Source organism: Actinomyces sp. HMSC075B09, assembly GCF_001812395.1.
Lineage (GTDB): Bacteria > Actinomycetota > Actinomycetes > Actinomycetales > Actinomycetaceae > Gleimia > Gleimia europaea.
The window spans coordinates 17,258-42,301 of record NZ_KV808731.1 but is presented as its reverse complement, the minus strand read 5'-3'; the positions used below and the strand labels follow the sequence as shown (position 1 = coordinate 42,301).

Here is a 25,044-nt window from a genome sequence, read left to right as displayed (position 1 = left end):
GCATGATTCTTGGAGCCTCCTTTGCCCTGGGCATCCTCCTTATCTACTGGTCTATCAGCACCCCCATGCCAAAACGCAAAGAAAGATCACGTTCAAAACTTGCCGCATTGGGAACTAGAGCGGGCCTGTCCGAATCTGAAACAAACGTGTTTGGCGTTGTCCTTGTTGCCGTGCCACTAGTTGTATTCCTACTGATTCTTGGGCTTACGAGGGCGTGGCCGGTGGCGCTGGCGGTGGCGCTCGCGGCTTCTTCGCTGGCCCCGGCTTGGTTGTATGCGCGCATTGAACGGCATGCGGACGTGGTGCGTAAAGCGTGGCCAGACGTGGTGGATTCGGTGCTGGCGTCCATCCGCGCGGGCGTAACTCTCCCGGAGTCGGTGGTGCAGTTGGCTCACAACGGTCCGGAGGTAACGCGCCCGTATTTTGAAAGGTTTGCGCGCGAGTACCGGGCGAGTGGCAGATTTATTGACGCGCTTGAGGGAGTGCAGTGCGACCTGTCAGATCCGGGAGCTACACGCCTGTTCGAGGTGCTGAAGTTGGCGCGCGAGGTGGGCGGTTCTGAGCTGGGCCATTTGTTGCGTGACTTGTCGGCGGTGCTACGCGATGACGTGCGGGTTCGCGGTGAGTTGCTTGCGCGCCAGTCTTGGACGGTGAACGCGGCGAGGCTGGCAGTGGCTGCCCCTTGGGTTGTGCTGGTGATGATTTCGACGAGGCTCGATGCGGCTTCTGCATACACGAAGCCAGTGGGTCTTCTGGTGCTGTTTGGTGGCGGCCTGGCGTGTTTGATCGCGTATGGGCTGATGAGGCTCATTGGCCGTTTGGACGGTGTGTAAATGCTGTCTTGGGCGATTTTGACTGGGTGCATGTTCAGCTTGGGCGTGCTGATGACGGCGCGCGCGGTGGCGGCTTCGCGTGAACGCCTGGTGGTTCGAGTTCTCGCCTCTGGGCGTGATGATCGTAGGACGCGTCCAAAGCTCGGTTGGATTTCCCCGCTGTGGGAAAAGCTTGGTTCGACCGCGGTGTCGGTGACGGACCGCTTGGATGCCCTCTCATCAAAAACGACGCTAGAGCGTTTCCGTCTGCAACAGTTCTTAGCTGGTATAGCAGGCGTGACGGCCATGACGCTCGTGACGTTTGCAATCGCGGCGGCAAGGCCGGTGTCGATATTGCAGTGGATCGTAATGATGCTGATAGGTTTCGTTGCCGGCGCTATGGTGTTTGACCGTATTTTGACGGTGCGGGTGAACGCGATCTCGCGAAAAGTATCCAGCCAAGTTGCGGATGCGGCTGAGCTACTTGCCCTCTCGGTATCAGCCGGCGAGTCTGTGCCAGCCGCGCTGCGTAGAGTACAGCAAATCGTCGGCCCTGAACTTGCTACGCAGTTGGGTGCAACCCTTGAAGACATTGATAATGGAGCGTCAGTGACGAGGGCACTTGGAAAGCTGCGCCGCACCACGCGTTCACCTCAGCTTGGCCGCCTGCTTGACACCCTCGTCGCGTCCATGGAGCGAGGTGCCCCGCTGGCAACAACGCTTCGCGAGCAGGCCAGAGACCTTCGCGATGAGGCCCGTCGAGCCCTAATGGAATCGGGCGGAAAACGCGAGGTAGCAATGCTCTTCCCCGTGGTTTTCATCATTTTGCCCGTGACAGTAGTTTTTGCTCTTTATCCAGGTCTAGTTGCACTCCGCTTCTAGAAATCTTGAAAGGAAAATCCCATGAATACAATCCTCACTTTCATTTACCTGTGGTTCGCAGACGAAGAATCAGAGCGCGGCGACGTTCCCGGTTGGGTGCTCGTGACGCTCATGACTGCTGGTCTAGTTACCGCGATCTGGGCAATTGCTTCACCCACGTTGTCGAACTTGTTCCAAACCGCGATTGCAGGTGTTACCGGCCCGTAGCCATGAGAAGAATCCACGATAATGCGCAGGGGGAGGACGGCTCGCAGATTGTGGGGCACGTGCTCGTTCAGGTGCTGGTCGTGTTCGTGGTTCTCGGTTTGTTGCAGTTGGCATTTGCTCTGCACACCCGCAATGTTGCGGTAGATGCGGCATCGGAGGGGGCAAGGAGGGCGTCACTGTTGGGGGCAACGCTGGCCGAGGGCGCGGATCGTACTTCGCAGTTGCTGAACACTGCCCTCGGAAGTGATGTTTCGCGCGATGTTCGTGTGTTTGAAACGGCCGTGGATGGGCAACCGGTAGTGCGCGTCGAGGTGGATGCAACGCTACCCCTGCTAGGCCCATTCGGTTTTGCAAACACGTTGCACGTATCGGCGTCTTCGTGGAAGGAACGCGAGCGTGTTCCGTAGGTTTTGGCATTGCAACAGTGAAACAGCTCAGCTCCAAGCGGTGTGTTCGGCGGCCTCGCCCCATCATGTAACTGCAAAGTTGCGCAAGATATCGCCGCGCGGGGAGGAGGCAGGGGAGGCAACCGTGGAGTTTGTAGCGATGTTGGTGATCATCTTGATCCCGGTCGCATATTTCATCTTCACGGTTGCGGCACTGCAAGCTGCGGTGTTCGCCTCGGACGCTGCCACGCGCGAGAGTGGCCGTTTGCTGGCGAATGATCCGGCAGCGCACGTGCACGTGGAGCGGCAGGTGAATCAGATTTTCACCGACTATGGCGTGAGCGGTAGCCACAGTCTCAAAGTGGCGTGTGACCCAACGCCGTGCAGTCAGGCTAAGTTCGTGAACATTGAGGTTCGCACGCAAGTGGCGTTGCCCTTGATTCCGGACGCCATCGCAAGAGTTTTGAATCCAACTGTTCCAATAATTTCAAGCGCGCAGGTGCCGGTGAATCGGATCGAGCTGGTGAGGTAGCGTAAATGACACGAGGGCGTACGAGGCTGCGACAGCTCTCGCCAGGGCTAATTAGCGGCAAAGACGGCGAGGATGGGCGAATCACGCTGTTGGTGCTCGGCTTATCACTGCTGGTGGTGGCGCTGGTGCTGGCATCGATTGCGGCAACGACGGTGCACGTGCAGCGCAGGCAGTTACTTTCGTGCGCGGATTGGGTGGCGCTATCGGTAGCGGGGGTAGCGTCTGCTTCCAGTTATTACGAGGACGGCTTTGCCGAGGTTACTCAGTCCAGCGTGCCCGACCGCGCAACGGCCACGTTCAACCAATTGCGCACAACCTCTTGCGACGTGGGTAGAGCCGCATGGCTGGAGAGCGCAACGGCGAGCGGGGGAGAGGTTCGCGTGGAGCTCGCGATGAATCCGGCGATGCCCGTGTTTGGTAGCGTGCTGGATTTCATTAATCAACCTTTGACTGTCCGTGTGGTGGCGTCGGCGAAACTGTATTAATGCCATAAGGTGGAGGCGTGAGTATTGAGTTCCCCGAGGAAATTGAGAGTTTGCGCTTAACTTTCGCGAATATCGTGGCGGTTACGCACCCGGATCAGTTGCGTGAGCAGATCGCGGACCTGTCGAAGCAGGCGGCGGCACCTGATTTGTGGGATGACCCAGAGAAGGCGCAGCAGGTGACGTCTAGCTTGTCGCACGTGCAGTCTGAGCTTGCGCGCGTTACGAAAATGGGGGAGCGCATCGATGACCTCGAGGCGATTGTTGAGCTGGCGGGTGAAGAAGAAGGCGAGGATCGCGAGCTTCTCCTTGAAGAGGCGACAGCTTCGCTAGAGAAGATCCAGCGGGACTTGTCGGATCTTGAGGTAAGGACTCTGCTGTCGGGAGATTATGACGAGCGCGCAGCGGTGGTCACTATCCGGTCGGGCGCGGGCGGCGTGGATGCCGCGGATTTCGCGCAGATGCTGCTACGCATGTATTTGCGTTGGGCGGAACGCAACGAGTACCCGACCACGGTGATGGACACTTCATATGCGGAAGAGGCGGGAATTAAGTCCGCCACGTTCGAGGTGAATGCCCCGTATGCTTACGGCACGTTGTCGGTGGAGGCGGGCACACACCGCCTGGTTCGCATTAGCCCGTTTGATAATCAGGGTAGGCGTCAGACTTCGTTTGCCGCGGTGGAGGTTATTCCGCTGATTGAGTCGACGGACCACATTGATATTCCGGATTCGGATTTGAAGGTGGATGTGTTCCGCTCGTCGGGCCCGGGTGGCCAGTCGGTTAACACAACGGATTCGGCTGTGCGCATGACGCACATTCCGACGGGCATTGTCGTATCGATGCAGAATGAGAAGTCGCAGATTCAAAACCGCGCGGCGGCGCTTAGAGTTTTGCAGTCGCGTTTGCTGCAACTACGTCACGAGCAGGAGCAGGCGGCTCGCAAGGAGCTCGCGGGGGATGTGAAGGCCTCATGGGGTGATCAGATGCGAAGCTACGTCCTCCAGCCGTATCAAATGGTGAAGGATCTTCGAACTGGTCATGAAAATGGCAACACGGCGGCCGTGTTCGACGGTGAGATCGACGATTTCATTAATGCTGGTATTCGGTGGCGTAAAGATTCTGAGGCCGGCCAGGAGCAGTAGGTGAACTGATGATTCGTTTTGACAGGGTAACAAAGGTTTATACGCGCGGTGCTATGCCCGCGATTGATGATGTGAGCCTTGAGATTGAGCGCGGAGAGTTCGCGTTCTTGGTCGGTAAGTCCGGTTCGGGTAAGTCCACGTTCTTGCAGCTGGTGCTCCGTGAGGAGCGTCCAACGTCTGGGGATGTGTGGGTGCTCGGTCAGAATGTGGGCGAGTTGTCGCGGTGGAAGGTGCCGCATTTGCGTCGCCAGATCGGCATGGTCTTCCAAGACTTCAAGTTGCTTGAGAACAAGAACGTGTATGAGAACGTGGCGTTTGCTATGCAGGTGCTGGGCCAGCCGCGCCACCAGATTGAGACGCAGGTTCCAGAGATTTTGGAGCTTGTGGGTCTGGATGGCAAGGAACGCCGCATGCGCTGGGAGCTTTCGGGCGGTGAGGAGCAACGTGTTGCGATTGCGCGCGCAATGGTAAACCGCCCGCAGTTGCTACTAGCTGATGAGCCTACGGGTAACTTGGATCCAGAGACGTCGCTGGGCATTATGCGCTTGCTTACGCGCATTAATGCGACGGGAACAACCGTGGTGATGGCAACACACGACGCCGATATTGTGGATCAGATGCGTAAGCGCGTGATTGAGCTTGCGGATGGTCACGTGATTCGTGATCAAAAGGGCGGCGTATACGGGACGCAGGGGTAGTAAATGAGAGCGCGTTTTATTTTTTCTGAGGTCGGTAAGGGCCTGTCGCGTAATAAGGCGATGGCGATTTCCGTTGTGCTGGTGACGTTCGTGTCCCTATTGTTTGTGGGTATTGCGGCGCTGGCACAGATGCAGGTTTCCACGATGAAGTCGCAGTGGTACGACAAGATTGAGGTGTCGATCCACATGTGTGCGAAGGATGACCTGGTGGCGTCGTGTAATCAGCAGGAGGCCACCGAGCAGGAGGTTGAGGCCGTCCGTGCGAAGTTGGAGTCTGCTGAACTGTCTAGTTACGTGTCGGAGTATTACTACGAGTCGAAGGAAGACACGTACCAGAATTTCTTGGAGCTTTACGAGGGCACGCCGTTTACGCATTGGCTGACGGAGGACATGATGTGGGTGTCTTTCCGTGTGAAGCTGGTGGATCCGCAGCAGTATCGCCTGCTTGAGGAGGAGTTCTCGGGTGCTCCGGGCGTTGCGGAGGTGAAGGATCAGCGTGAGATTGTGGAGCCTTTGTTCGATGTAATCGATAACGCGAAGTATCTGTCGCTGGGTCTGGCTGGCATTATGACGGTCGCGGCGATTTTGCTGATTACCACCACGATTCGTCTTTCGGCAATGTCGCGTGAGAAGGAAACGACGATCATGCGTTACGTTGGCGCGTCGAGTCTCACTATCCAGTTGCCGTTCATGATTGAGGGAGCCTTGGCCGCTCTGCTGGGCGCGATTGGTGCGGTGGCAGCGCTTTGGGGTGGATTGCATCTGTTTGTGAATTCGTGGCTTGCAAGTACGTTCGCATGGACGAGGTTCGTGGGTACCAGGGAGCTTTTGATTGTGGCTCCGGGCCTGATTGTGCTGGCTATTTTGCTGGCAGTTATTGCTTCGGCAGTGTCGTTGGCGAAGTACACGAAGGCGTAAGGAGTAGGTCATGCGACGTAGTTTTGGATTTGCGATTGCGGCTTTCACTAGCGCGGTGTTGGCGCTTTCTGGCGTGTCCGCTGTGGCTGCGGAGCGTGATGATTGGGTTAATAAACGCGATCAGGCGGCGAATGAAAGCTCGGATCTTGAAGAGCAAATTGCGGGTCTCGATGATGATCTGAAGGAGATGTACCGCAAGCTGGAAGATGTTCGTAAGGATCTGCCGGTAGCTAAGGATGAGTTGGATAAGGCTCAGGCCCAGTATGCGAGCGCTCAGCGCGAGTTGGAACAGGTGACGGATCGCCTGAACGTGGCTAAGGAAGATAAGGCGCGTATTGACGAGGAGATCGCGAAGGCTGGTTCGGAGTCAACGCAGTCTCGGCAGGGTATTTCGCTGATGGTCCGCGAAGTGTATCGTTCTGGAGATTTTGCAGCTTCACCGTTGATGATTGCGATGACTTCGAAGTCTACGGCGGATATTACGAGGAGGGCAGCTGGGGCCGAGACGATGGCGGTTGCACAGTCTCGTGCGCTGCTTGCCGCTCAGGATAGTTTGGCAGTGGAGCGTAACCGTTCTGCCCGCCAGGAGGCGCTCACGGATCGTATCGGCAAGCTTCAGGCGAAGGCGGAGAACGCGGAGCGGATTGCGTCTGAGTCGAAGACGCTCGCAGAAACCAAGCTTGGCGAGCTACAGTCCCTGGAGCAGACGGAAGCGAAGCGGGCGGATGATGTTTCGAAGGTGCGGGAAGAGGCCAAACGTCAGTTAGCGGCCTCGGAACGCGAGTATGAGGTTGCCCGCCAGAACATTGCGCGCATTGATGAGGAGAACCGTCGCAAGCAGCTCGAGTGGGAGCAGAACCAAACGCCGCCGCCGGCTACTGGCGGAGGGGTGCAAACTTCTGGTGTGTTGAGTTATCCGTTGGGACAACGCTATCCGTTGGCGTCGCCGTTTGGCTATAGGTGGCATCCGGTTTACCAAACGTGGCGCTTGCATGAGGGTACCGATATTGCGGCTCCGTGTGGAACGCCGGCGTTGGCAACTGCGAACGGCGTGGTCAGCTTGGTGACGTGGTCACCGACGGGCGGTAATTATTTGTCGCTGAACTACGGTTTGATTGGTGGAAATTCGTATCAGACGTACTACCTTCATTTGCAAAGCGCCGCGGTTTCGGTTGGACAAACGGTTTCGCGCGGTCAGGTAGTTGGCTACGTGGGTAGCACGGGTGCCTCTACGGGTTGCCACTTGCACTATGAAGTGGTTCTTAACGGTACCAATGTTGATCCGGCGAATTACCTGTAATATGGCAGACCCCGTTGCAAGTGGGTCTGATTTTGAGGAAGGCTGTTATGGCGAAGTCTGGGCAGCAGAAGTTGACGCCTGCGCAAAAAGCTAAGGCGCAGGCGGATGCTAAGAAGGTAATTGCTCGCAATAAGCGCGCGACGCATGATTACTTCATCGAGGACAGGCTTGAGGTTGGCCTTGTACTGACGGGCACGGAAGTGAAGGCGCTGCGTATGGGCAGAGCTTCGCTTACTGAGGCTTGGGTTGAGATTTATGAGGGCGAGGCGTGGCTGAGGCAGGCGAATATCCCGGAGTATTTTCAGGGTACTTGGAATAACCATGCGCCGACGCGTAAGCGCAAACTGTTGATGCATCGCAGTGAGATTTTGAGCTGGGGCATGAAGGCTCAGGCGAAGGGGTACACGATTGTGCCGCTGGAGCTTTATTTCATTGAGGGCCGGGCAAAACTCTTGATTGGTCTTGGCCGGGGTAAACAACAGTGGGATAAGCGGCAGGCGCTTCGCGAAGCGCAGGATAAGCGCGAGGCTCAACGCGAGATTCAAAGGTTCGCGAAGGGAATTCGTTAGTTTCAGTGATTTGAGGGCGCGGGTTTGCCGCGTCCTCTTTTTTCTTTGGTGCTTTCAAATACCGGTGTTACTGCGTCCATTTTCCTAATTCTGTTCAAATTTGCGGCGAATTCTATTACATTTAGCAGTGAGCAGAAATGCGCGTATTGGCAGAGAATGATCAGAGATGAGCGTTTTCTGTTGGTTTTTGACGAAGTAGTCAACGTTGAACGCAAAGTGCAATCTATCCGGGAGAAAAGCATGGTGAAGAAAACAACTTTTGCACGCTCTACAGGTGCATTAATGACCTTGGGGGTCGGGCTAGCGTTGGTGGGAACACCCGCGGTAGCTGCCGACTATGATTACACGGCGATCCCTCAAGATCAGATGCGTGCTGTGGCAACTGATTCGGTTGAGCAGGGCGGCGAAGGAGCCAATGGTCCGATCGAGCTGATTTTGGACGGCGACTCCAGTACGTACTGGCATACGAAGTGGAGTGACACGGTTGATCCGCTACCGCACTGGTTTGTGGTGGATCTTGGAAATAAGGTCGACAACCTTGCGCGAATCGACCTTCAGCCACGGCAATCCTCAAACGGTTCTGGCCGCGTGAACGAGTACACGATTTGGGCGGTTGACGCCGAGACTTGTGATGAGAATCAGTTTGGCGAGGCCGAGCCGGTCGCGACTGGATCTGTGCCGTTTGCTGAGAGGCTGAATACGGTTTCGGTTACGTTTGCGCCGGTTGCTGCTAAGTGCGTGAAGGTTCAGTACGACAGCTCTTGGGGCGGTATCGAAAAGCCCGAAACGGTTGGTAGCCTCGCGGAGTTTAACGCGTTTACCGGCACAGAGGTTGAAGCCCCCGAACCTGGCACGGGTCCTGAAATTACCGTTCCAGAGGGTGCCCTTACCATCTCTGATGGCACTTTGAACGTGGTGCTCCACCCGGATTTCCCGCAGGTTGTGAAGTATGAGCTAGGGGACAAGGTTCTTCCCGGCAAGCTGGGCGATCCGCTAACAAAGGTTTCGATTAACGGCCAGGCTACTGCTGTCACGGTTGGTCAGCCGGTTGTTGCGGCGGACTCGGTAACCTACCCGGTGACTGCTGGTGCGGTTTCGTTTAATGTTGTGGTCTCTGTTGCCGAATCGGTTTTGACCTACAAACTGACGGACATTTCGGACCCGGATGGTTCGCTGCGCTACATCGAGATTCCGAACCTCGACCTCGTCTCTTTGCGTGAGACGGACGAGGGCGCTGGCATTTACGCCGCGAATGTTTCGGTGAATCGTAACAATAGCGGAGACATGTTCACGAAGATTGCGGATGCTCCGGTTGGGGCCGTTGCGCAGGCGCGTGAGGCGTGGATGATCGCTGCTGGTACGGATCAGCTCGCCGCTGGTTTCGACTCGAATGCTGTGGTTGACACGAAGGCTAAGAGGCCGGGAAGTGCGCACACCGGTTTCAAGTACACCTTGTCGCGCGTATCTGGCGCTAAGGTTGGCGCGGTTTCGCCCGGCGAGTGGGTGTACCGTTCAGGAGCTGTTGCGAACTACGACGCTGGTTCGGGTATCGGCGTGGATGATGATCCGTTTGTAAAGATCAAGATCACCGCTGATGCGAACGGCGACTCGAAGATCGACTGGCAGGACGGCGCTAAGGCGATCCGTGATATCAAGCCGCGTCTTCCGCAGTCTGAAGACGTACCTAACTATGTGATTGCGCGTATTCCGTTCAATATTGTCTCGCAGGCAGCGCACCCGTTCTTGCGCACGCTTGACGACACGAAGCGTATCTCCCTTGCTACGGATAACCTTGGCCAGCAGGTTCTGTTGAAGGGTTACCAGGCTGAGGGCCACGACTCGGCGCAGGGCGACTACGGCGGTCACTACAACGACAAGGCTGGTGGTCTTAAGGACCTGAAGACGCTCGTTGAAGAGGGTAAGAACTGTAACGCTACGTTCGGTATTCACGTCAACGCAACCGAGTCTTACTCTGAGGCGAAGGCGTTCTCGGAGGAACTACTCGAGATGCCGCCTTCGAAGGCTTGGGGCTGGATGAACCAGGCGTACTACATGAACCCGCAGAAGGACCTTGCAACGGGTAACGTGTTGAAGCGTCTCGAAGAGCTTCGCGCAGACTTCCCCGAGGATTCGAACCTGAACTGGCTGTACTGGGATGTTTACTACGAGCGCGGCTGGCAGGCTAACCGCTTCGGTCAAGAGGTAGCGAAGCAGGGCTGGCGTATTGGCTCGGAGTGGTCTGACGCTATCATCGAGCAGAACACCTGGTCCCACTGGGCAAACGATGAGAAGTATGGTGGCGCTACCAACAAGGGCTTGAACTCTAAGCTCGCGCGCTATGTTTACAACTCGCAGCGCGATACGTTCAACCCGGATCCGATGCTCGGCAACACGAACGTGGTTGAGTTCGAGGGCTGGACGGGGCACAACAACTACAACGCTTTCATTCAGAATGTGTGGGAGCGTAATCTCCCAACGAAGTTCCTCCAGCTGTCTGAAATCAAGACGTGGGAGCCGAACGAGATCACGTTCGAAAATGGCACGGTTGTACGTTCTGACCTAACTTCAATCCCGGGAACTGTTGTTCCTACCAACCGCACGATCGAATACGATGGCGCAACGGTATTCAAGAATGGTGGCTCCTACCTGCTTCCTTGGAAGCTGGGTGGCGATGATCGCCTCTACTACTGGAACCCGACTGGTGAGGCTCAGGATTGGCAGCTCACGGATGCTTGGGCTGATACGGGTGCTCTAAAGCTGTACAAGCTGACGGATACTGGCCGTGAGGAAGTTGCTGACATTCCGGTTAACGATGGTTCGATTTCGCTCCCCGCAACGGACGAGGGCGTAGCTTACGTTCTCTACTCGGCAGGCAATCCGGTGAAGCCAGTTGATCCTAAGTGGGGTCAAGGTTCGTCGATCAACGATCCGGGCTTCTTCTCGGGCACGACGGACGCCTACAAGGTCACCGGTGATGTGTCGGTAGTTAAGACCGATCGTGGTAACTTCCAGGCTAAGCTTGGTGCGAAGCCTGCTGACTTGTCGCAGACCATTACCCTTCCGGAGGGTGAATACTCTGCATGGGCGTGGGTTGAGATCGAGCCTGGCCAGACGCGTAACGTAACGGTTGGCGTTAAGGGCGCCGGCATTGAGGGCGGCGAGCAGAAGACGATGGTTTCGGCTTCCTCCGCGCTTAACGCAACGGCTTCGGATGAAAAGGTCAACACCTACTTCCAGCGCGTACCGGTGCGTTTCAAGACGGATGGCAAGCCGTTCGAATTCTCGGTAGCTGCGGCTGACGGTGATGCTCGCGTTTACGTTGACGATCTGCGTATCGTGGCTCAGCCTGCTGCGAAGGATGCTAATGCGACTGACGCGACCATCTACTTCAACGATTTCGAGAATCAGGATGATGGATACTGGCCGTTCGTGACGGGTTCGACTAACCGCCGTGGTGACGCGCGCACGCAGCTTGCTGAGTTGCATGCTCCGTACTCGCAGTCCGGTTGGTACGGCCTCGTGAATGATTCTGATCGCACGGCAACCGAGGGCCAGAAGTACCTGGACAATGTACTTGAGGGTAACTGGTCTTTGATGGCTCACCAGGAGAATGGTGGTTTGATCCTGCGCACCACGAACGCTTCGTTCCCGATGCTTAAGGGGCACACCTACCGCGTGACATTCGATTACCAGGCGGCTTACGACCAGGATTACCAGTTTGTAACCGGCACGGACGTTCCCGCCGCTAAGGGCTGGAGCGAGCGCATCGAAACCACAACTCCGATCGACATGGCCAGGGGTGAAGGTTGGAAGGACGCCAACGGCGCCGCGGGTGCGGGCACGCAACAGTTCACCTACGATCTGGCCGTGACGACGAACAACCCAACCTTCTTTGGTATTAAGAAGATCGGTGGCCGCGTGCAGGGCGACCTCGTGATCGACAACATTCGTGTTGAAGACATGGGTGTGAAGCCGGTTGCTGAGATCGCATCGAAGCGCGTTGCGTCGGATCAGGCAGGCTTCTACAAGTACGAAGTGACCACCAGTGTCGAGATGGCGGAGGGTAAGATCACGGGCGTTAAGCATGCTCTTGACGTTCCGGAGGGTTGGACCGCCAAGTTGGTGACCGAGAATCCGGCTAACACGGCTGAAGAGGGTAAGCCTTCTGTTGCCAAGTGGACGGTTCTTGCGCCGAAGACCGCTGCTGCTGCTGATGTTACGTTCAACGCAACATGGGTGCGTGATGGTGAGGAAGGCTTGGGTAGCGCGAAGGTTCGTATTGATCCGGCTAACCCGGAGCTTTTGGATCCGATCGAGAAGCTGAGCTTGGTGTCGGTCAGCTCTGAGGAAACCAACTTCGAGAACAGCCCCGGCACTAACGCTATCGATGGTAATCCGGGAACGATCTGGCATACGAAGTACTCGGGTTCCGTTGACAATTACCCGCACGAGATTGTTCTGCAGGCGGGCGAGAAGGACGCTACCTGTGAGATCACAGCGTTCGAGTACACCACGCGTCAGGACGCGGCGAATGGTCGTGCGAAGGGCTATGAGATCTACGTGTCCGAAGATGGTCAGACGTGGGGCGATGCTGTAGCTAAGGGCGAGTTCACCGCTAACTTGGCTCCCCAGGTGGTGGAGTTCGAGGCTCCAGCTCAGGGCTGCTTCGTGAAGCTCGTTGAGCTCAGCGCTATCAACGGCGCTCAGTTTGGTGGCGCGGCTGAGCTCCGCCTGGGTGGCACTGTTGACGCGGGCGAGCAGCCGACTGATCCGACTGACCCGTCCGAACCGACGGAACCGTCCGAACCGACGGACCCGTCTGAGCCGACTGACCCGTCCAACCCGACGGACAAACCGTCCGAGCCGGGTGAGCCGGGTGAGGTTGTGGTTGTGACGCCGGTGGCTCCAAAGTTCGTTAATCCGTCGGCTTCTGATCCGGCTTCGTGCACGGTTAAGCCGTACGCGACGGTTAAGGCTACGGAGGGCGTGAAGTACACGGTCACCGTGGATGGTGTGGAGTTGAAGCCGTACCCGAATGGTCGGTATGTCTACCCCTACGGCAAGACGATCATCGTCAAGGCCGAGCCGGTGGATGGCTTCGAGTTTGCTCCAGGCGCTCAGACTGAGTGGTCTTGGACTGCGATGAAGGCTGACAAGTGCAACACTGCTCCTGCTAAGCCGAGCAAGCCGCTGGCCAAGACGGGTGTTGAGGTCGCAGCTCTTGCGATCCTTGGCCTTGGACTTGGAGCCCTGGGTATCTCCGCTGTGACGGTTCGTCGCCGGAAGATGCAGTAAAACTAGGCTGACCTAGAAACAGTATTTGAGCCCACCTGGAAAGGTGGGCTCAAATACTATCTGTAGAGGTTTACTGTTTGCGTTTGTTGGCGCCTACCGCGTGGCGGATAGCTTGATTGCGGCGGCGAATCTCTTCGCGCTCGCGGCGGTGGCGGCGCTCAATAGCGAGCTGGCGTTGGAACGCTTCTTGTGAGCGCTGGTCTAGGTAGACCACGTCGTTGCGAAGGTCCTTAACGATTGCGAACATGAGCGCTACAACCACGAATAGGAATGGCGTGGCCGCAACGATGGTTACGGATTGAATGTTTGAGAGGGCTCCGTCGCCTCCGGAGACCAGCAGGGTCAGGCCAATGGATGCCGTGAGTAGGCCCCAGATTCCGGCTAACCACGGGGAGGCGGAGGAGCGTCCTCCTTGTGAAATAGATGCCATGACGGTGGAGGCCGAGTCCGCTGACGTGATGAAGAAGGTGCCTAGGAGGACGACGGCGATGATGCCGAAGAAGAAGCCTCCCGGTAGCTGGTGAAGCAGGTTGAACAGCTGGCTTTCCGCGCTGCCGTCACCCCAGATTGATTGGCCTTTGGATTCGAGGAAGATGGCGCTGCCGCCAAAGATTGCAAACCAGACGGTTGATAGGCCGGCTGGCACTAGCATTACGCCCATGCAGAATTCGCGAATGGTGCGTCCACGGGAGATGCGGGCGATGAACATGCCCACGAAGGGGGACCAGGAGATCCACCATGCCCAGTAGAAGATGGTCCATCCGGATAGCCAGGGGCCGGCGGTGCCGTCTGCGGAGGCTGCGGTGCGGCCTGCCATTTCGAAGAACTGGGATAGGTATGCGCCGATGGAGCCGGGCAGTAGGTTCAACTGCGCAATGGTGGGGCCGAGCACGAACACTGCCAGCGCTAGTAGGGCCGCGAGGATCATATTTACGTTAGACAGGTAGCGAATGCCTCGGCCAACTCCAGACATTGCTGAGAGGAGGAAGGCAAGGGTTAGCACTGCGATGATTGTGATGATGAGGCCGGTGCCAGGATCTTCGACGAGGCCGGCAACTTCTAGGCCGGCGCGGATTTGGAGGGCGCCCAGGCCCAGTGAACATGCGGTTCCGAATACGGTTGCGAAGATGGAGAGGGCATCGATGGTTTTGCCGATGGCTCCGTTGGCGTGGCGTTCACCGATGAGTGGGGTGAATGCGGATGAGATGAGTTGGCGCCTGCCGATCCGGTAGGTGGAGTAGGCGATGGCCAGGCCGACGATGGCGTACATGGCCCAGGGGTGTAGCGTCCAGTGGAACATGGCGGATGCCATGGCAGTGCCTACTTCGCGCGGCTGGTGGGTTGGTACGCCGTCGCGGTAGAAGGCGAGGGGTTCGGACGCTCCGTAGAACATGAGGCCGATGCCCATGCCGGCTGCGAACATCATGGCGATCCATGATGCGTTGGAGAATTCGGGTTGCTCGTCGGCGGCTCCAAGGCGGATCTTGCCGAATTTGGAGGCGGCGATGACGATGACGAAGATGACGAAGATGGTTGAGAAGAGTACGAACGCCCAGCCGAGGTTGGTTAGTACCCAGGTGAGCATGCTGTTTGCGGTGGCTTCAAAGTTGGCTGGTTTGCCGAGGCCCCAAACTACGATTGCGAGGATGAGGAGCATGGCGGGGATAACTACCGGCCAGCTGATGGATTGATCTTCAGTTTCAGAGATTAGTTCAACGGGCTTTTCTTGTAGGTCTGCCGCGTTGATTTGTTCTTCTTCGGATAGTAGCGCCGCAAGTTCAGAGGTTGCGGTGGTTGTATTTTCCGTTGGTGGCGTATCTGTTATTTCTGGTTTCGTATGTTGCGTGTCTCGATTTTCGCTATTTTCCATACTTCTATTGTTCAAAATATGGTGGCAGAGTCTAGTTTTAAGTGCTTTTTATGTGGCATCTCTCCATTTGAGCCACTATTTTGCGAAAAATTTGTTTGGCTTCCTCCACCTGGTGTTTTGTCGTGGAGGCGTGCGCCTTCAGTTTGAGTTATCCGGAATTTCCGGATAACTGAGTCTTGATCGAGTTCGCCTGAACGGAAGATATTACCTAAGTGCTCGTTTACAGTTCTGGCGTCCCCGTCGAAGAGCTACGCCATGAGTTTTTGAGTGAGCCAGATGGCTCCTGATTGCCGCGCGACTTATCGACCGCATCCCAAGGGTGTGCTCTAGACTCTTCCTACTCTTCTTAGCGGCCATAAACTTTCCTTCTATTCGGACGCGAACACATACCCGGGTACCTGGCACAGTCGATTCTCTACGTAGAGTCTGACTTGCGCACCGACGTGCCAAAATGCCGCAAAGTGCTTTTGAATCATTCTAATGAACTCTACGGACAAAGATTTGTTTCATCTGTCTGGTATGAATGTGTCGCTACAATTTGCCAGTTCTTGAACTTGCCTCGTAGCTCGTCAAAAATAGGCATTGTGGGTGGGTGCACGGAAATCTCCCAATATAAGGGGCTTGCAGGGATAACTCGATGAATTACGCACCCCGTTCTCTCGAGAAATCGCAAGACTTCTTTGACCTCCTCGATGGGAGGTTCGGAGTAGGTTCGTAAAACGACTTCTGACGTATGGTCTTGGGGATAGTTGTCCAGATTTCGTATCGCTCCATTCATAAACTCAAGTTGGTGATTAGAAAACAACTCCGTATATGTTGAGAATGCCTTGGACCGAACCCTTACGCTCGATGGAGTGAAGAAGCTCTCGGAATAGATAACTAAGCCAGACATCGCAGCAAATGTCTCTGACACGTCATACGTCATGGTGCCGCAGTAGCGGCCGTATAAAACGTTGCTTTGCGCAATGAAAAACTTTAATAAATCAGGGAATCTGTAACTGTATCCACGCGGGCACAACTCCAATGGGCTGTGCCGTTCCTTGCCAATATCCTCGAGAAAATCAAACCATATGGATTGCACAAAAGGTGCGGCCTTTATCACGCTATCTTCATCGGTTAAATAAACGGGTGACCGCAATTACATTATGCCGGTTGAACGAACTCTGTTTGTGAAGAACAGGGCTCTTTCTAACGCCCGGTGCCACGCAGGGCGATTTGCGTCTTCGATATACATGATCGAGTAGAACAGGCTTAGGAGTAGTGGATCCTCGTTGAAAACATCGGGTAAAAGGTGGTGAAACCTTCGTTTGTAGGAATAGAATTTTTCTTCCTGTGAAGAGCTAAAGTACAACTTCGGTGGAGCGTCGGAGTCGTCCTCGTCGTTTGTAGTGTCGTTAGCGTGTTCTCGTTGTCCGTTGCCTTTAACGAAACCAGACAAGATTAGGCCGCTGACGCCGAAGAAGAATACCAACATGAACTGCCAGCCAATATTTGTCTGCTCAAACCAGCCGATCCCTCTTGTAGGGATCTCGCGAACCACAACCCAGTCAAAGTAAATTCCCACGCCTATCGAGAGGAAAGCTTGAGCGAACAGGGTCCACTTTGGATATCTGACATGTCTTGCTCGGAAGACAGTGACAATTTGGATACACCAATAGAAGACGACTGGTAACCACATCAGGTTCCGAGGTCCTTTGAAATTAAAAGGCGAAGATAAAATGTATACAACGCCGATAATCAAGTACGAGTAAACCACCGGTGAGAGGATCCGGTAAAAAATATTAATCTGACTCTCTTCATTGAGTGTGTAGCTCGTGATTTCCTTAAGGTACTTCCCGCGCAGAACCAACGGGCCTGCAGTTCGGATCATAAATTTCGTTAACAGGCCTATGAAAAAATAAATGATTACTTCGGCACCGTGGACCGAATACAGTTGCGCCTCATATGTGGAGATAACATCCATGCGTCAAACCTCTCTAATCGACTAAGTTTCTTTGAAGTTAGTCTGTCAAATGACAAATGATCCACAGGTAGGGTGTTTGTTCTAGGGATACGTCTGTGGAGGACTGCGTGACTAATACCTTGAGGAACCTCAAGTGAGTGCGAGTGAACGAGAGGATAGCGAATAGTTCAATATTGAGGCGTGCACAAACACTTGCAGGTTCCATCCGTGCGTGAACTCCAGAGTCCTTGAAGCGAACTTCCGCACTAGCAGTCACTGCATTCCCAATAGGTGCGTGGTCCGATAGTAGAAATATCTATGGTCGCTAATGCGACTGATCGTTCCATCTCCACGGCGTTGCCCCACTCTCACCAGACCGGGGTGCCAATGACGCCCCACCAAATGTGAGAGCACGGCCTCGCACCCGTCACACCGGTAGTATGTGGCAACCGTTAGAAGTTGGGCTGGCGTCGTTTGCGCGCCGCTAAGGTGATAATTTGCGAACGACACGTGTGAGGTCTATCCAGGAGGAAGTTATGACCGACCAGAATCTGCCCGAACCTACGCCTGAAGAATCGCAAACGCCGCGCGAGAGCGTTCCCGCGCCGGAAGTGAAGCCAGAAAATGAGTCGGCACCTAGTAGCCCTCAGGCTGAGGCCACGCAATCCGGTCCGCAGGCGGCCAACACGGCCCCGAACCAGGCTGACGCATCCATGCAGCAGATTAAGGACGGTGCCAAGCAGTTCGCCTCAGGAATGAAAGGCTTCTACGACCACAAGGTGGCCCCCGCGGCCAACGAAGCGTTCGAGGTGGCGAAGAACTCGGTGCGCGAAACGCAGGGCAAATCAAGTGAGGGCCAGATTTTCGCTTACGGTCCGATAATCCTGACGGGTGCGGGCGTGCTTGGCCTGATCTCGCTGTTCCTGCCAATCGCTCACATTTTTGGTTTCTCCATCAACTACTTCAGTGAACTTGTGGGCAATGAGGGCGTATTCTTGCTGATCCTCATGCTTGCGGTCATTTCTCTGGGAATTGCAACGATCATGTCTGCAAGCCGCGGAGTTCGCATTGCCGCTGGCGTGGTTGGTCTGATTGGCGGCCTCTTTGGCGTGATCGATGGTATTGGCAGCATTTCCGGTCTTAGCGACACTGGCGCCTCGATTGGAATCGGCCTTATCTTCTTGACGCTTGCAGGCATCGCGATGATCGTGGGCGCGGTGTTCACACTTATGCAGTTGCGTAATCCGCAGGTCGGCTCTGGCGCGCAGCCTCCTGCAGAGCCAGCACAGGGGCAGTATCCAACCGGCCCGGTGCAGGGGCAACCTCCGGTAGACCCAACGCAGCAAGGTTAAAGTTTGCAGCTTCCAGACGCAGTTATCGTCCTCGCCGGTGGAACTGCCAAACGCCTCGGGGGAGTATCTAAGCCTGACTACAAGATCGGCAACGCTCGCCTCATCGACATTGTTCTAGATGAGATTGACCGCACCGGGTTTGACGGCCGAATAGTTGTTGTGGCTCCAAGCGAGTTGGCGGTGCGCGAAGGCGTGGAGCTAACGCTTGAAGATCCTCCCTACGGGGGTCCGCTCGCGGGCCTAGCCGCGGGCGTTGCCGCACTTAAAGACCTGCCGGGTAGCGCGATAGTTGCCCTTATGACGTGTGATGCCCCTTTGTCACCCAGGCTTTGGGGCGAGCTTTGTAGCAAGATTGACGAGGCCCAGGCTTCTGTCCCTGTTCCGAAGGATGCGAGGGCGTGGCCACAGTTTCTGCATGGCTGCTATCGCCTTGCTACTTTGCGCGAGGTCCCCGCAGAGCGCAATGGTTCGATTCGCCACGGTTTTGCCGCACTTGAGCCGGTCAAAGTTGTGGACAGGAACTGGTATTGCATGGATGTGGACACGCCAGCGGATGCGGAAGAACTAGCTGTTCGCCTAGGCGCCCGCTTGGTCTAATAGGTCCGTAGCGCTTCCGCTAGTGCTCCTTTAGCATCCAGAATGTGTTTACGTGTTTCTTGGTTGCTAGTTGGTAGTCGATGAAGAGTGCCGCCAGGTCGTAGTCAGGCGGCCCACGGATGGTGGGCTACTGTTCTGCCGCTCGTTCAACCTCGGCCGATAGTTTCGTTTGGCCAACCGTCCAGCGCAAAGCGGTAATAGCAACGCGCGCAACGGGTCGCCTCCACAAAAAATCCTCCAAGCTAACTCGCGAAGGCTCGTTTGAGTCCTCGAGACCCAGCAGTGTTCGCGTTGAATCTGGCAGTAGCGAAATAGCGCCAACCTTCAGCATGTCGTAGCCCCACCTCATCGGGAGCTCCAAAGGAGGGTTATTGATCAGCAGGTCAATAACGTCAGCGGTAGCGGCGGAGAATTCTAACTCGGGGCCGTAAGCCGCAAGCCTCTCGTAAAGCTGAGCCACAGTCAAAGGTGGATCAACTACGCCAAGCAGCTGTGCAGAAATCGCTGACTGTGCCACGTACATGTCGCACTCTTCAGGTGTTAGGGGAGTTGGGCTGAACCGCTGGTAGGCAATCATGAATGACTCAATCTCAGCGCAGTGCACCCAGGTTAGTAGGTGCGGATCCGACGCTGCGTATGCCCTGCCGTCAGGTAGTTCTCCCTTCACTAACGTGTGGATACGGCGCACGTGAGCAATCAGTTTTTCGGCGTCCTCAATCCGCGCAAACGTTGTGGTAGCAACATACTCTGCGGTCCGCTGTAATCGACCCCAAGGGTCATCCTGGTAACCCGAATGCCCGGCAACGCCAGCCATTGCAAGCGGATGTAGGCTTTGCAACAAGAGGGCGCGGATGCCAGCCATGTACATAGTGGGAGCGCCATTCACGCGGGTTATCGGATCATCGTTAGTGAACCAGCGTTCACCGGGAGTGCGCCAAATCAGATCAGCGCGAGCCTGTCTATCCGGCCCCGCCACCTTTTGTTTGATCTTTTCCGCAAACTGGTCGCGCGCGTTAGAAATCCACATGAAGCCAGTATTACAAGACGCGCCCAGATGCACGATTTCTAAGGTCGACCACTGCAGGAGCCCGGCGCATCACCGATCATCCCAATTTTATTTAATCCGTTTACATGTTCGCGCAGGTCACGTATGCTTAGACACAAGAGGTCAGAGCTCTGAGAACAAGAGATGTTCGTTTTAAATAACCTTGACGAGTTAACAGTGAAGGAGAACAAAGGTGTTCGTACACTTGTCACACAAAATGAGTGAAAATGATGTTGCTTTCCCCGGAGAGCCGGTGCTGAAGCTCAGGCAGGATCGCCAAGCTGGCGTTGATGGATATCCCTTCAACGCCTACATCATGGAGCTGCCAAACCACTTCGGCACGCACATGGATGGCCCGCATCATTTCAATACCACTGGTACAAACTTTGAAGATCTTCCCATGGAGTATTTCGTCTACATGGGTGATGAGGTACTAGTTGTTGATCTGCCGCATAAGTGCAAGCCTGGCGAGATCATCACCAAGGAAGATGTAGAGCCTTTCGCTGAAGAACTTAAGGGCAAGGGGCTTTTGCTACTGCGCACGGGATTCGAGAAGTATCGTACGGAGGATCCTGAGATCTACAAGCGTGAAGGTCTAGCTATTCACACGGAGCTGGCAAAGTGGTTGTCGCAGGAGTTCCCGGATTTGCGTTGCGTGGGCATGGACTGGCTCTCGGTAGCGTCGCCGCTTAATGATCACGGCCCTGAGGCTCACCACTGGCTACTAGGCAACTACTCGGACCACCTCATCACCGCTGTTGAAGACATGTCGATGGTGGCGCTGGGTGATTCACCTAAGTTCAAGCTGGTCACGATGGGTCCCCTACGCATCGAGAAGGTTGACTCTGCGCAGGTCAATATCATCGCCTGGCTGGAGGACTAGTCCGGTAGGGTTCCACTCGTTGTAGGGAGACTTACACCAGTGATCGACAATATTCGCTAACAATGCGCATATGCGGGGCGCGACTTCAAACTATCTGAAGTCGCGCCCCTGTTGCGTATTCGAATCAATACGTGACCGCAAATCCCTGCGTTAGTTCAAGGCTCCATAAAACGCGTGTATCGTATTTGCAGGAGAGGAGGACAAGTGAAGCTGTACCGCTACGCCAGCAAACACCCCTCTTTTTCGCGAGTCGTTTTGGCGCTGTTGATCGGAGTTGCCGGAGCGATTGCCATCCTCGCATCCCAGCCTCCTTCGGATGCGAGCCAGATTCTCGGGCAGATTCTGGTTGAGATTCTGCTTGGAGGAGCCCTAATAGCGCTCGCGGCAGGCTACCCAGTGGCGCTGACTGTCAGCCAAATAATCCGCGCGGCCAAAGCCGTGAGCGGTAAGGACTTGCCGGTTCTCGACGCGGGTCTGGACGTTTGGACCCTGTGTGTCATAGTGGTTTATGAGTTCATATACCTGGGGTTCTTCAAAGAGGTTGTGCCTACTGCGGACTGGCACGTTCAGCTGGTGAACTACCAGACCCACGCGCCGATTTACACGCGGGCGTGGTCGCACGTGCTGTTTATCTCGCTACTGTTCGTGTTCGGGTTCCTCGTTTTGAGGTTTAATGAGGCGAAGCAGTTGCCGCCCCTCGTGGTTGTGCTCGCGATTGCGGGGCTTTACTTGGGCGCCGCGTTCGGTCTGGCGTGGACTATCCAGATCACCACCTTTGAAAAGTCCCTCGACGCGTTGCTGATTCTTCCTCTACTGGCCGTGCTTGCGATTGTGGTGAAAGTAGTTGCCATCCAAGTTCGCGCCTACGAAGCTGATGAAGATAGACGAGGCCGCATCGATGGCTCCTCGGTATTGAGCAAACTGGATGCAATGGTGGCGGATGCGAAACGCTGGCCGCTTCTAGGGTTCGTGGTAGCGCTCCCGCTACTTGCCGTGGTGGTCGGAATTCTAGCTTTGTTTGGCCAATCGCCGAGCATGGTGGTGAGGGCGTTTACCGAGACCAGCGACTGGAATCTATCGCAGCAGGTTGCTCCCCAGAATGTGTCTTTTGACGAGCACTATCTTTGCACTGTGGCCGCCGGCGGGCACCGAGCGCTGGTAAAACCGATTCGCATGGGCCTGCGTCATGGTCGGCCGGTGGTTGTGAATCGCCAGCTGCTTGTGGCCAATGCGTTTGAGCAGGTGTTGGAAGAGCGCGTGCCTAGAACTCATCGGGTTATTCGGCGCTTGTATGACACGTATGGTTTCCCGGTTGCCAAGCTGATCAGATCGCAGTGGGCGGCCGATGTCGTGTGGGTTTTGATGAAGCCAGCGGAGTGGTTCTTCCTCGCCGTCCTCTACGTGAACGACCGTCATCCGGAAGATCGCATAGCCCTCCAGTACACGGCCTAACGCAGGCCGGGCACTGAACTTTCGTGTTTCAAGGGCCTGAGTCCGGATTGATTCGGTTTCGCTTATTCGGTTTCGCTTATTCGGTTTCGCTTACCGGCTTCCTCGCACCATCATTACGGATATTCCGCCGATTATTGCAAGCGATGCTGACATTACGTAGAGGCCGGGATAGCCGCCCAGTACTAGCAGGGCGAATGCGGCGAGCATTGGCGAGGCCAGGTTGGGGGTGGCAACCGCGATGGCCATGATGCCAATGTCACGCCCACGGCTTGAAGCGGAGGGGAGAACTTGGTTGATTAGCGCCTGGTCAATGGCTGTGAAGATGCCCCAGCTGGCGCCCAGAATGATGGCTGCAATGATCACGATCGTGTAGTTGGTTGCCCACGCCATTAGCAGGCATGCCGCTGCGATGCCAAGACAGCTAAACAGCACAAACGGTTTGCGCCGCCCTACCTTATCCGATGCTTTACCCGAGATAATTGAGGCAAAAACAACGACAACAGCGTAAATGACGGTTAGCTGCAGTACACCCAGGTCGGGGTCTTCGAGTTTGATTTGGTCGCGCAGGAAGTAAAGCAGGTAAAAAAGCGCAACCGTGTTGCCCAAAGTGGCGGCAAGACGAGAGATGAACACCCACGTGAAGTCGCGGTATGCGGCAATGCCGGTGGCTTCTTTGCTGGTGAGTCCGCCCGCAGCCTCGGCTTCCATGATTGCGCCAGCAAACGCGCCTTCGGTTGGGTGGGTGTTTAATGATGTCTGATTGTGTTTGACCAGGTAGGGCAGGCACAACAGGATCATGAGGGCAGCGCTGGCGATGTAGGCGGCCTTGATAGATAGACTTTCGCCCAGTAGTGTGCCCACCACTAGCGCCATCGTCCAGCTGATTCCCATGACGCCGGAAACTATCCCGTATTGGGAATGGTTCACCCGGTCTGGTGGGATTGCTTGCGAGGCAGTCACGGGCGCGGCAACAAGCATTTGGAATATGCACCAGCCAACCACAAGCCACACGTAGCCAGGCGCAAATGCCATTGCAAGCAGAGTGCTTGCCGAACCGATGGAGCCGATGATGATCCAGGGGGCGCGCCTGCCTAGCCGGCTACGGGTTTTGTCAGAGAAGATGCCAACGAGGGGGCCGGCGATGAGGCCGAGGAATCCTCCGAGCGCCATGATGAATGCCAGGCGTGCCTCTTTGTCGGCGGGGTGCCAGGCGAGGATTTGGTTGGCAATCAGTAGCTGGGAGGGCGCGGCCCACGCGATGTTGATGCCCAGGTACATGATGCCAAAGGAGGCTATCCATCCTCGGGTTACCAGTGGGCGTCGCTCACTCACGGTTTCTCCTGCGGGTCGCTCGTGTGCTTGGTTCCAGCGCGGTTGATGGTGCTTGGAGTGCGATAGGTTTGACCCGCGGTGTAGCGCGCTATTATGTCGCTACTCAGCTCGCCGCTTTTAACGATTTCGCTGAGCATGCGGCCAGATGGTTTCACGATGCGTCGCTGGGTTTCGTAATCGTTGTAGACAATTCCAAAGCGGGGGATTTCCCCATCGGACCATTCCCAGTTATCAACAAAACACCAGTGGTAGTAGCGTTCGATCGGTACTGAGGAGTCAAGGATTGCGCTCAGGTGGTCGGCAAGGAATTTTGGCCGGAAGCTTTCGAGGTGGTTCGCATCGCCGTTATCTGCGCATCCGTTTTCTGTGATCCAGACGGGAACGCCGAGCCTCTCATTTAGGTCTTTGGAGCATTCAACAAGGCCTTGCGGGTAGATTTCCCAGCCGAGGTCGTTTAGCGGAACATCCGGGAATGTGCCGTCTTTGAGCCCGTCAACGGCTGTGCGCGAGTAGTAGTTGAGGCCGATGACGTCGACGTAGCGTCCCTCGGGTACGGGTGAGCGTCCCATTACCGGCCCAAACTTACCTTTGCCAAATGCTTCGGTTAGTTGATCTTGGAACAGGTAGGAGTCTGCGCTGGTGAGGAACTTGTGCCACGGATTGTTTGGGTTTAGGGGAGCGAAGCTACGCAGGTGGTGAGCAATAGTGACTGTCGCATCCGGTGTGATGGAGTGGATGAGTTCGTAGGCGTATAGGTGCGCAATGGCCATGTGCCGCATAACCTTTAGAGTGTCACGCATGCTGACGTTTCCAGGCGGGCCTTCGCGGAATAGGTGTGCCTGCGTGGCGTAAACGTTGGGTTCGTTGATTGTTACCCACTCGTCTACGAGGTCGGAAAGTGCTCGCACAACGTAGCGGACGTAGCGCAGGAATGCTTTGATGCTGAGCGGGTTTGTCCACTGTCCGTTTCGCTCTAGCCACAGCGGGTTGGAGAAGTGGTGGAGCGTCACGAGGGGCTTTATTCCGCGTTCTTTTAGGTCTGCAAGTTCTTCGCGGTAGCGGTCAATTACCGCATGGTCGAAGTGGCCTGGTTCGGGTTCGATGCGTGACCATTCGAGACCAATGCGGGCGATTGGGAACCCGAGTTCGCTCATGAGTTCGTTGTCTTCGCGCCAGCGGTTCCAATGGTCGTTTGCGCGAAACGGCGTTGAACCGTCCGCAATGTTGGGGCCTTGTGCCCACTCGTACCAGTTGTTGTTGGTGTCGCCCCCTTCGATTTGGGTGGCTGCGGATGCGGTGCCGATTAGTAGGCCGTTTAGTGGTCTGCTGGTGTTGCTCATGTGCC

At 55.8% G+C, this 25,044-nt stretch carries 21 protein-coding genes; 16 read left to right on the top strand and 5 right to left on the bottom strand.

All coding sequences use genetic code 11. The features are described from left to right. The first annotated feature begins 2 nt into the window (after positions 1-2). From HMPREF2854_RS01050 to HMPREF2854_RS00995, 12 genes are all read left to right on the top strand, one after another. Complete coding sequence (locus HMPREF2854_RS01050; protein WP_070617895.1) at positions 3-833, top strand: type II secretion system F family protein; 831 nt, start codon at positions 3-5, stop codon at positions 831-833. After that, positions 834-1,694 (top strand): type II secretion system F family protein, encoded by an 861-nt coding sequence (locus HMPREF2854_RS01045; RefSeq protein WP_070617892.1) that lies wholly within the window; start codon positions 834-836, stop codon positions 1,692-1,694. 21 nt (positions 1,695-1,715) lie between these two features. Beyond that, positions 1,716-1,901, top strand: a complete 186-nt coding sequence (locus tag HMPREF2854_RS01040) for a hypothetical protein (RefSeq protein ID WP_070617889.1) — start codon at positions 1,716-1,718, stop codon at positions 1,899-1,901. Between the two features lie 2 nt (positions 1,902-1,903). Continuing rightward, positions 1,904-2,308, top strand: coding sequence for a TadE/TadG family type IV pilus assembly protein (locus HMPREF2854_RS01035; protein ID WP_070617887.1), 405 nt, complete (start codon positions 1,904-1,906; stop codon positions 2,306-2,308). A 124-nt stretch (positions 2,309-2,432) separates the two neighbouring features. Further along, a complete protein-coding gene (locus HMPREF2854_RS01030) occupies positions 2,433-2,819 on the top strand; it encodes a hypothetical protein (RefSeq protein ID WP_146002498.1) in 387 nt (128 codons plus the stop codon). 5 nt (positions 2,820-2,824) lie between these two features. Next, the gene (locus HMPREF2854_RS01025; RefSeq protein ID WP_070617883.1) at positions 2,825-3,304 is read left to right on the top strand and encodes a hypothetical protein; all 480 of its coding nucleotides are present in this window, start codon (positions 2,825-2,827) and stop codon (positions 3,302-3,304) included. Positions 3,305-3,321: 17 nt separating this feature from the next. Beyond that, positions 3,322-4,446: a peptide chain release factor 2 gene (gene prfB, locus HMPREF2854_RS01020; protein ID WP_070617880.1), complete on the top strand. Its 1,125-nt coding sequence runs from the start codon at positions 3,322-3,324 to the stop codon at positions 4,444-4,446. An 8-nt stretch (positions 4,447-4,454) separates the two neighbouring features. Then, positions 4,455-5,144, top strand: a complete 690-nt coding sequence (gene ftsE, locus HMPREF2854_RS01015) for a cell division ATP-binding protein FtsE (RefSeq protein WP_070617877.1) — start codon at positions 4,455-4,457, stop codon at positions 5,142-5,144. 3 nt (positions 5,145-5,147) lie between these two features. Beyond that, on the top strand, positions 5,148-6,062 hold the full coding sequence (ftsX, locus tag HMPREF2854_RS01010) for a permease-like cell division protein FtsX (protein ID WP_070617869.1): 915 nt from the start codon (positions 5,148-5,150) through the stop codon (positions 6,060-6,062). A gap of 10 nt (positions 6,063-6,072) precedes the next feature. Continuing rightward, positions 6,073-7,362 carry a M23 family metallopeptidase gene (locus tag HMPREF2854_RS01005; RefSeq protein ID WP_070617866.1) on the top strand — a complete coding sequence of 430 codons (1,290 nt, stop codon included), beginning with the start codon at positions 6,073-6,075 and terminating at the stop codon, positions 7,360-7,362. Between the two features lie 47 nt (positions 7,363-7,409). Beyond that, positions 7,410-7,931: an SsrA-binding protein SmpB gene (smpB, locus tag HMPREF2854_RS01000; protein ID WP_016444001.1), complete on the top strand. Its 522-nt coding sequence runs from the start codon at positions 7,410-7,412 to the stop codon at positions 7,929-7,931. A 282-nt stretch (positions 7,932-8,213) separates the two neighbouring features. Continuing rightward, entirely contained in the window at positions 8,214-13,226 is a 5,013-nt protein-coding gene (locus HMPREF2854_RS00995; RefSeq protein WP_186822469.1) for an endo-alpha-N-acetylgalactosaminidase family protein, read from the top strand. 70 nt (positions 13,227-13,296) lie between these two features. On the opposite strand, the gene HMPREF2854_RS00990 is transcribed toward HMPREF2854_RS00995, so the two are convergent. Together HMPREF2854_RS00990 and HMPREF2854_RS00980 are read right to left on the bottom strand one after the other, a co-directional pair. Next, positions 13,297-15,096: a BCCT family transporter gene (locus HMPREF2854_RS00990; protein WP_070617860.1), complete on the bottom strand. Its 1,800-nt coding sequence runs from the start codon at positions 15,094-15,096 to the stop codon at positions 13,297-13,299. Positions 15,097-16,234: 1,138 nt separating this feature from the next. Beyond that, positions 16,235-17,059 carry a hypothetical protein gene (locus tag HMPREF2854_RS00980; RefSeq protein ID WP_070617853.1) on the bottom strand — a complete coding sequence of 275 codons (825 nt, stop codon included), beginning with the start codon at positions 17,057-17,059 and terminating at the stop codon, positions 16,235-16,237. 515 nt (positions 17,060-17,574) lie between these two features. Here HMPREF2854_RS00980 and HMPREF2854_RS00975 point away from each other — a divergent pair. Continuing rightward, on the top strand, positions 17,575-18,390 hold the full coding sequence (locus HMPREF2854_RS00975) for an NfeD family protein (protein WP_070617851.1): 816 nt from the start codon (positions 17,575-17,577) through the stop codon (positions 18,388-18,390). A gap of 3 nt (positions 18,391-18,393) precedes the next feature. Further along, entirely contained in the window at positions 18,394-18,987 is a 594-nt protein-coding gene (locus tag HMPREF2854_RS00970) for a molybdenum cofactor guanylyltransferase (RefSeq protein ID WP_070617848.1), read from the top strand. Between the two features lie 127 nt (positions 18,988-19,114). On the opposite strand, the gene HMPREF2854_RS00965 is transcribed toward HMPREF2854_RS00970, so the two are convergent. Then, positions 19,115-20,014, bottom strand: coding sequence for an oxygenase MpaB family protein (locus tag HMPREF2854_RS00965; protein ID WP_070617846.1), 900 nt, complete (start codon positions 20,012-20,014; stop codon positions 19,115-19,117). A 211-nt stretch (positions 20,015-20,225) separates the two neighbouring features. Here HMPREF2854_RS00965 and HMPREF2854_RS00960 point away from each other — a divergent pair, with 211 nt between their 5' ends. Together HMPREF2854_RS00960 and HMPREF2854_RS00955 are read left to right on the top strand one after the other, a co-directional pair. Then, the gene (locus HMPREF2854_RS00960; RefSeq protein ID WP_034506547.1) at positions 20,226-20,915 is read left to right on the top strand and encodes a cyclase family protein; all 690 of its coding nucleotides are present in this window, start codon (positions 20,226-20,228) and stop codon (positions 20,913-20,915) included. Positions 20,916-21,119: 204 nt separating this feature from the next. Beyond that, on the top strand, positions 21,120-22,367 hold the full coding sequence (locus HMPREF2854_RS00955; RefSeq protein ID WP_070617843.1) for a DUF6688 domain-containing protein: 1,248 nt from the start codon (positions 21,120-21,122) through the stop codon (positions 22,365-22,367). 90 nt (positions 22,368-22,457) lie between these two features. Here HMPREF2854_RS00955 and HMPREF2854_RS00950 read toward each other — a convergent pair whose 3' ends face one another. Beyond that, positions 22,458-23,699 (bottom strand): MFS transporter, encoded by a 1,242-nt coding sequence (locus HMPREF2854_RS00950; RefSeq protein ID WP_070617840.1) that lies wholly within the window; start codon positions 23,697-23,699, stop codon positions 22,458-22,460. Beyond that, the gene (locus HMPREF2854_RS00945) at positions 23,696-25,039 is read right to left on the bottom strand and encodes a glycoside hydrolase family 1 protein (protein WP_070617837.1); all 1,344 of its coding nucleotides are present in this window, start codon (positions 25,037-25,039) and stop codon (positions 23,696-23,698) included. The genes HMPREF2854_RS00950 and HMPREF2854_RS00945 overlap by 4 nt, the downstream gene beginning before the upstream one ends. Positions 25,040-25,044 lie beyond the last annotated feature (5 nt).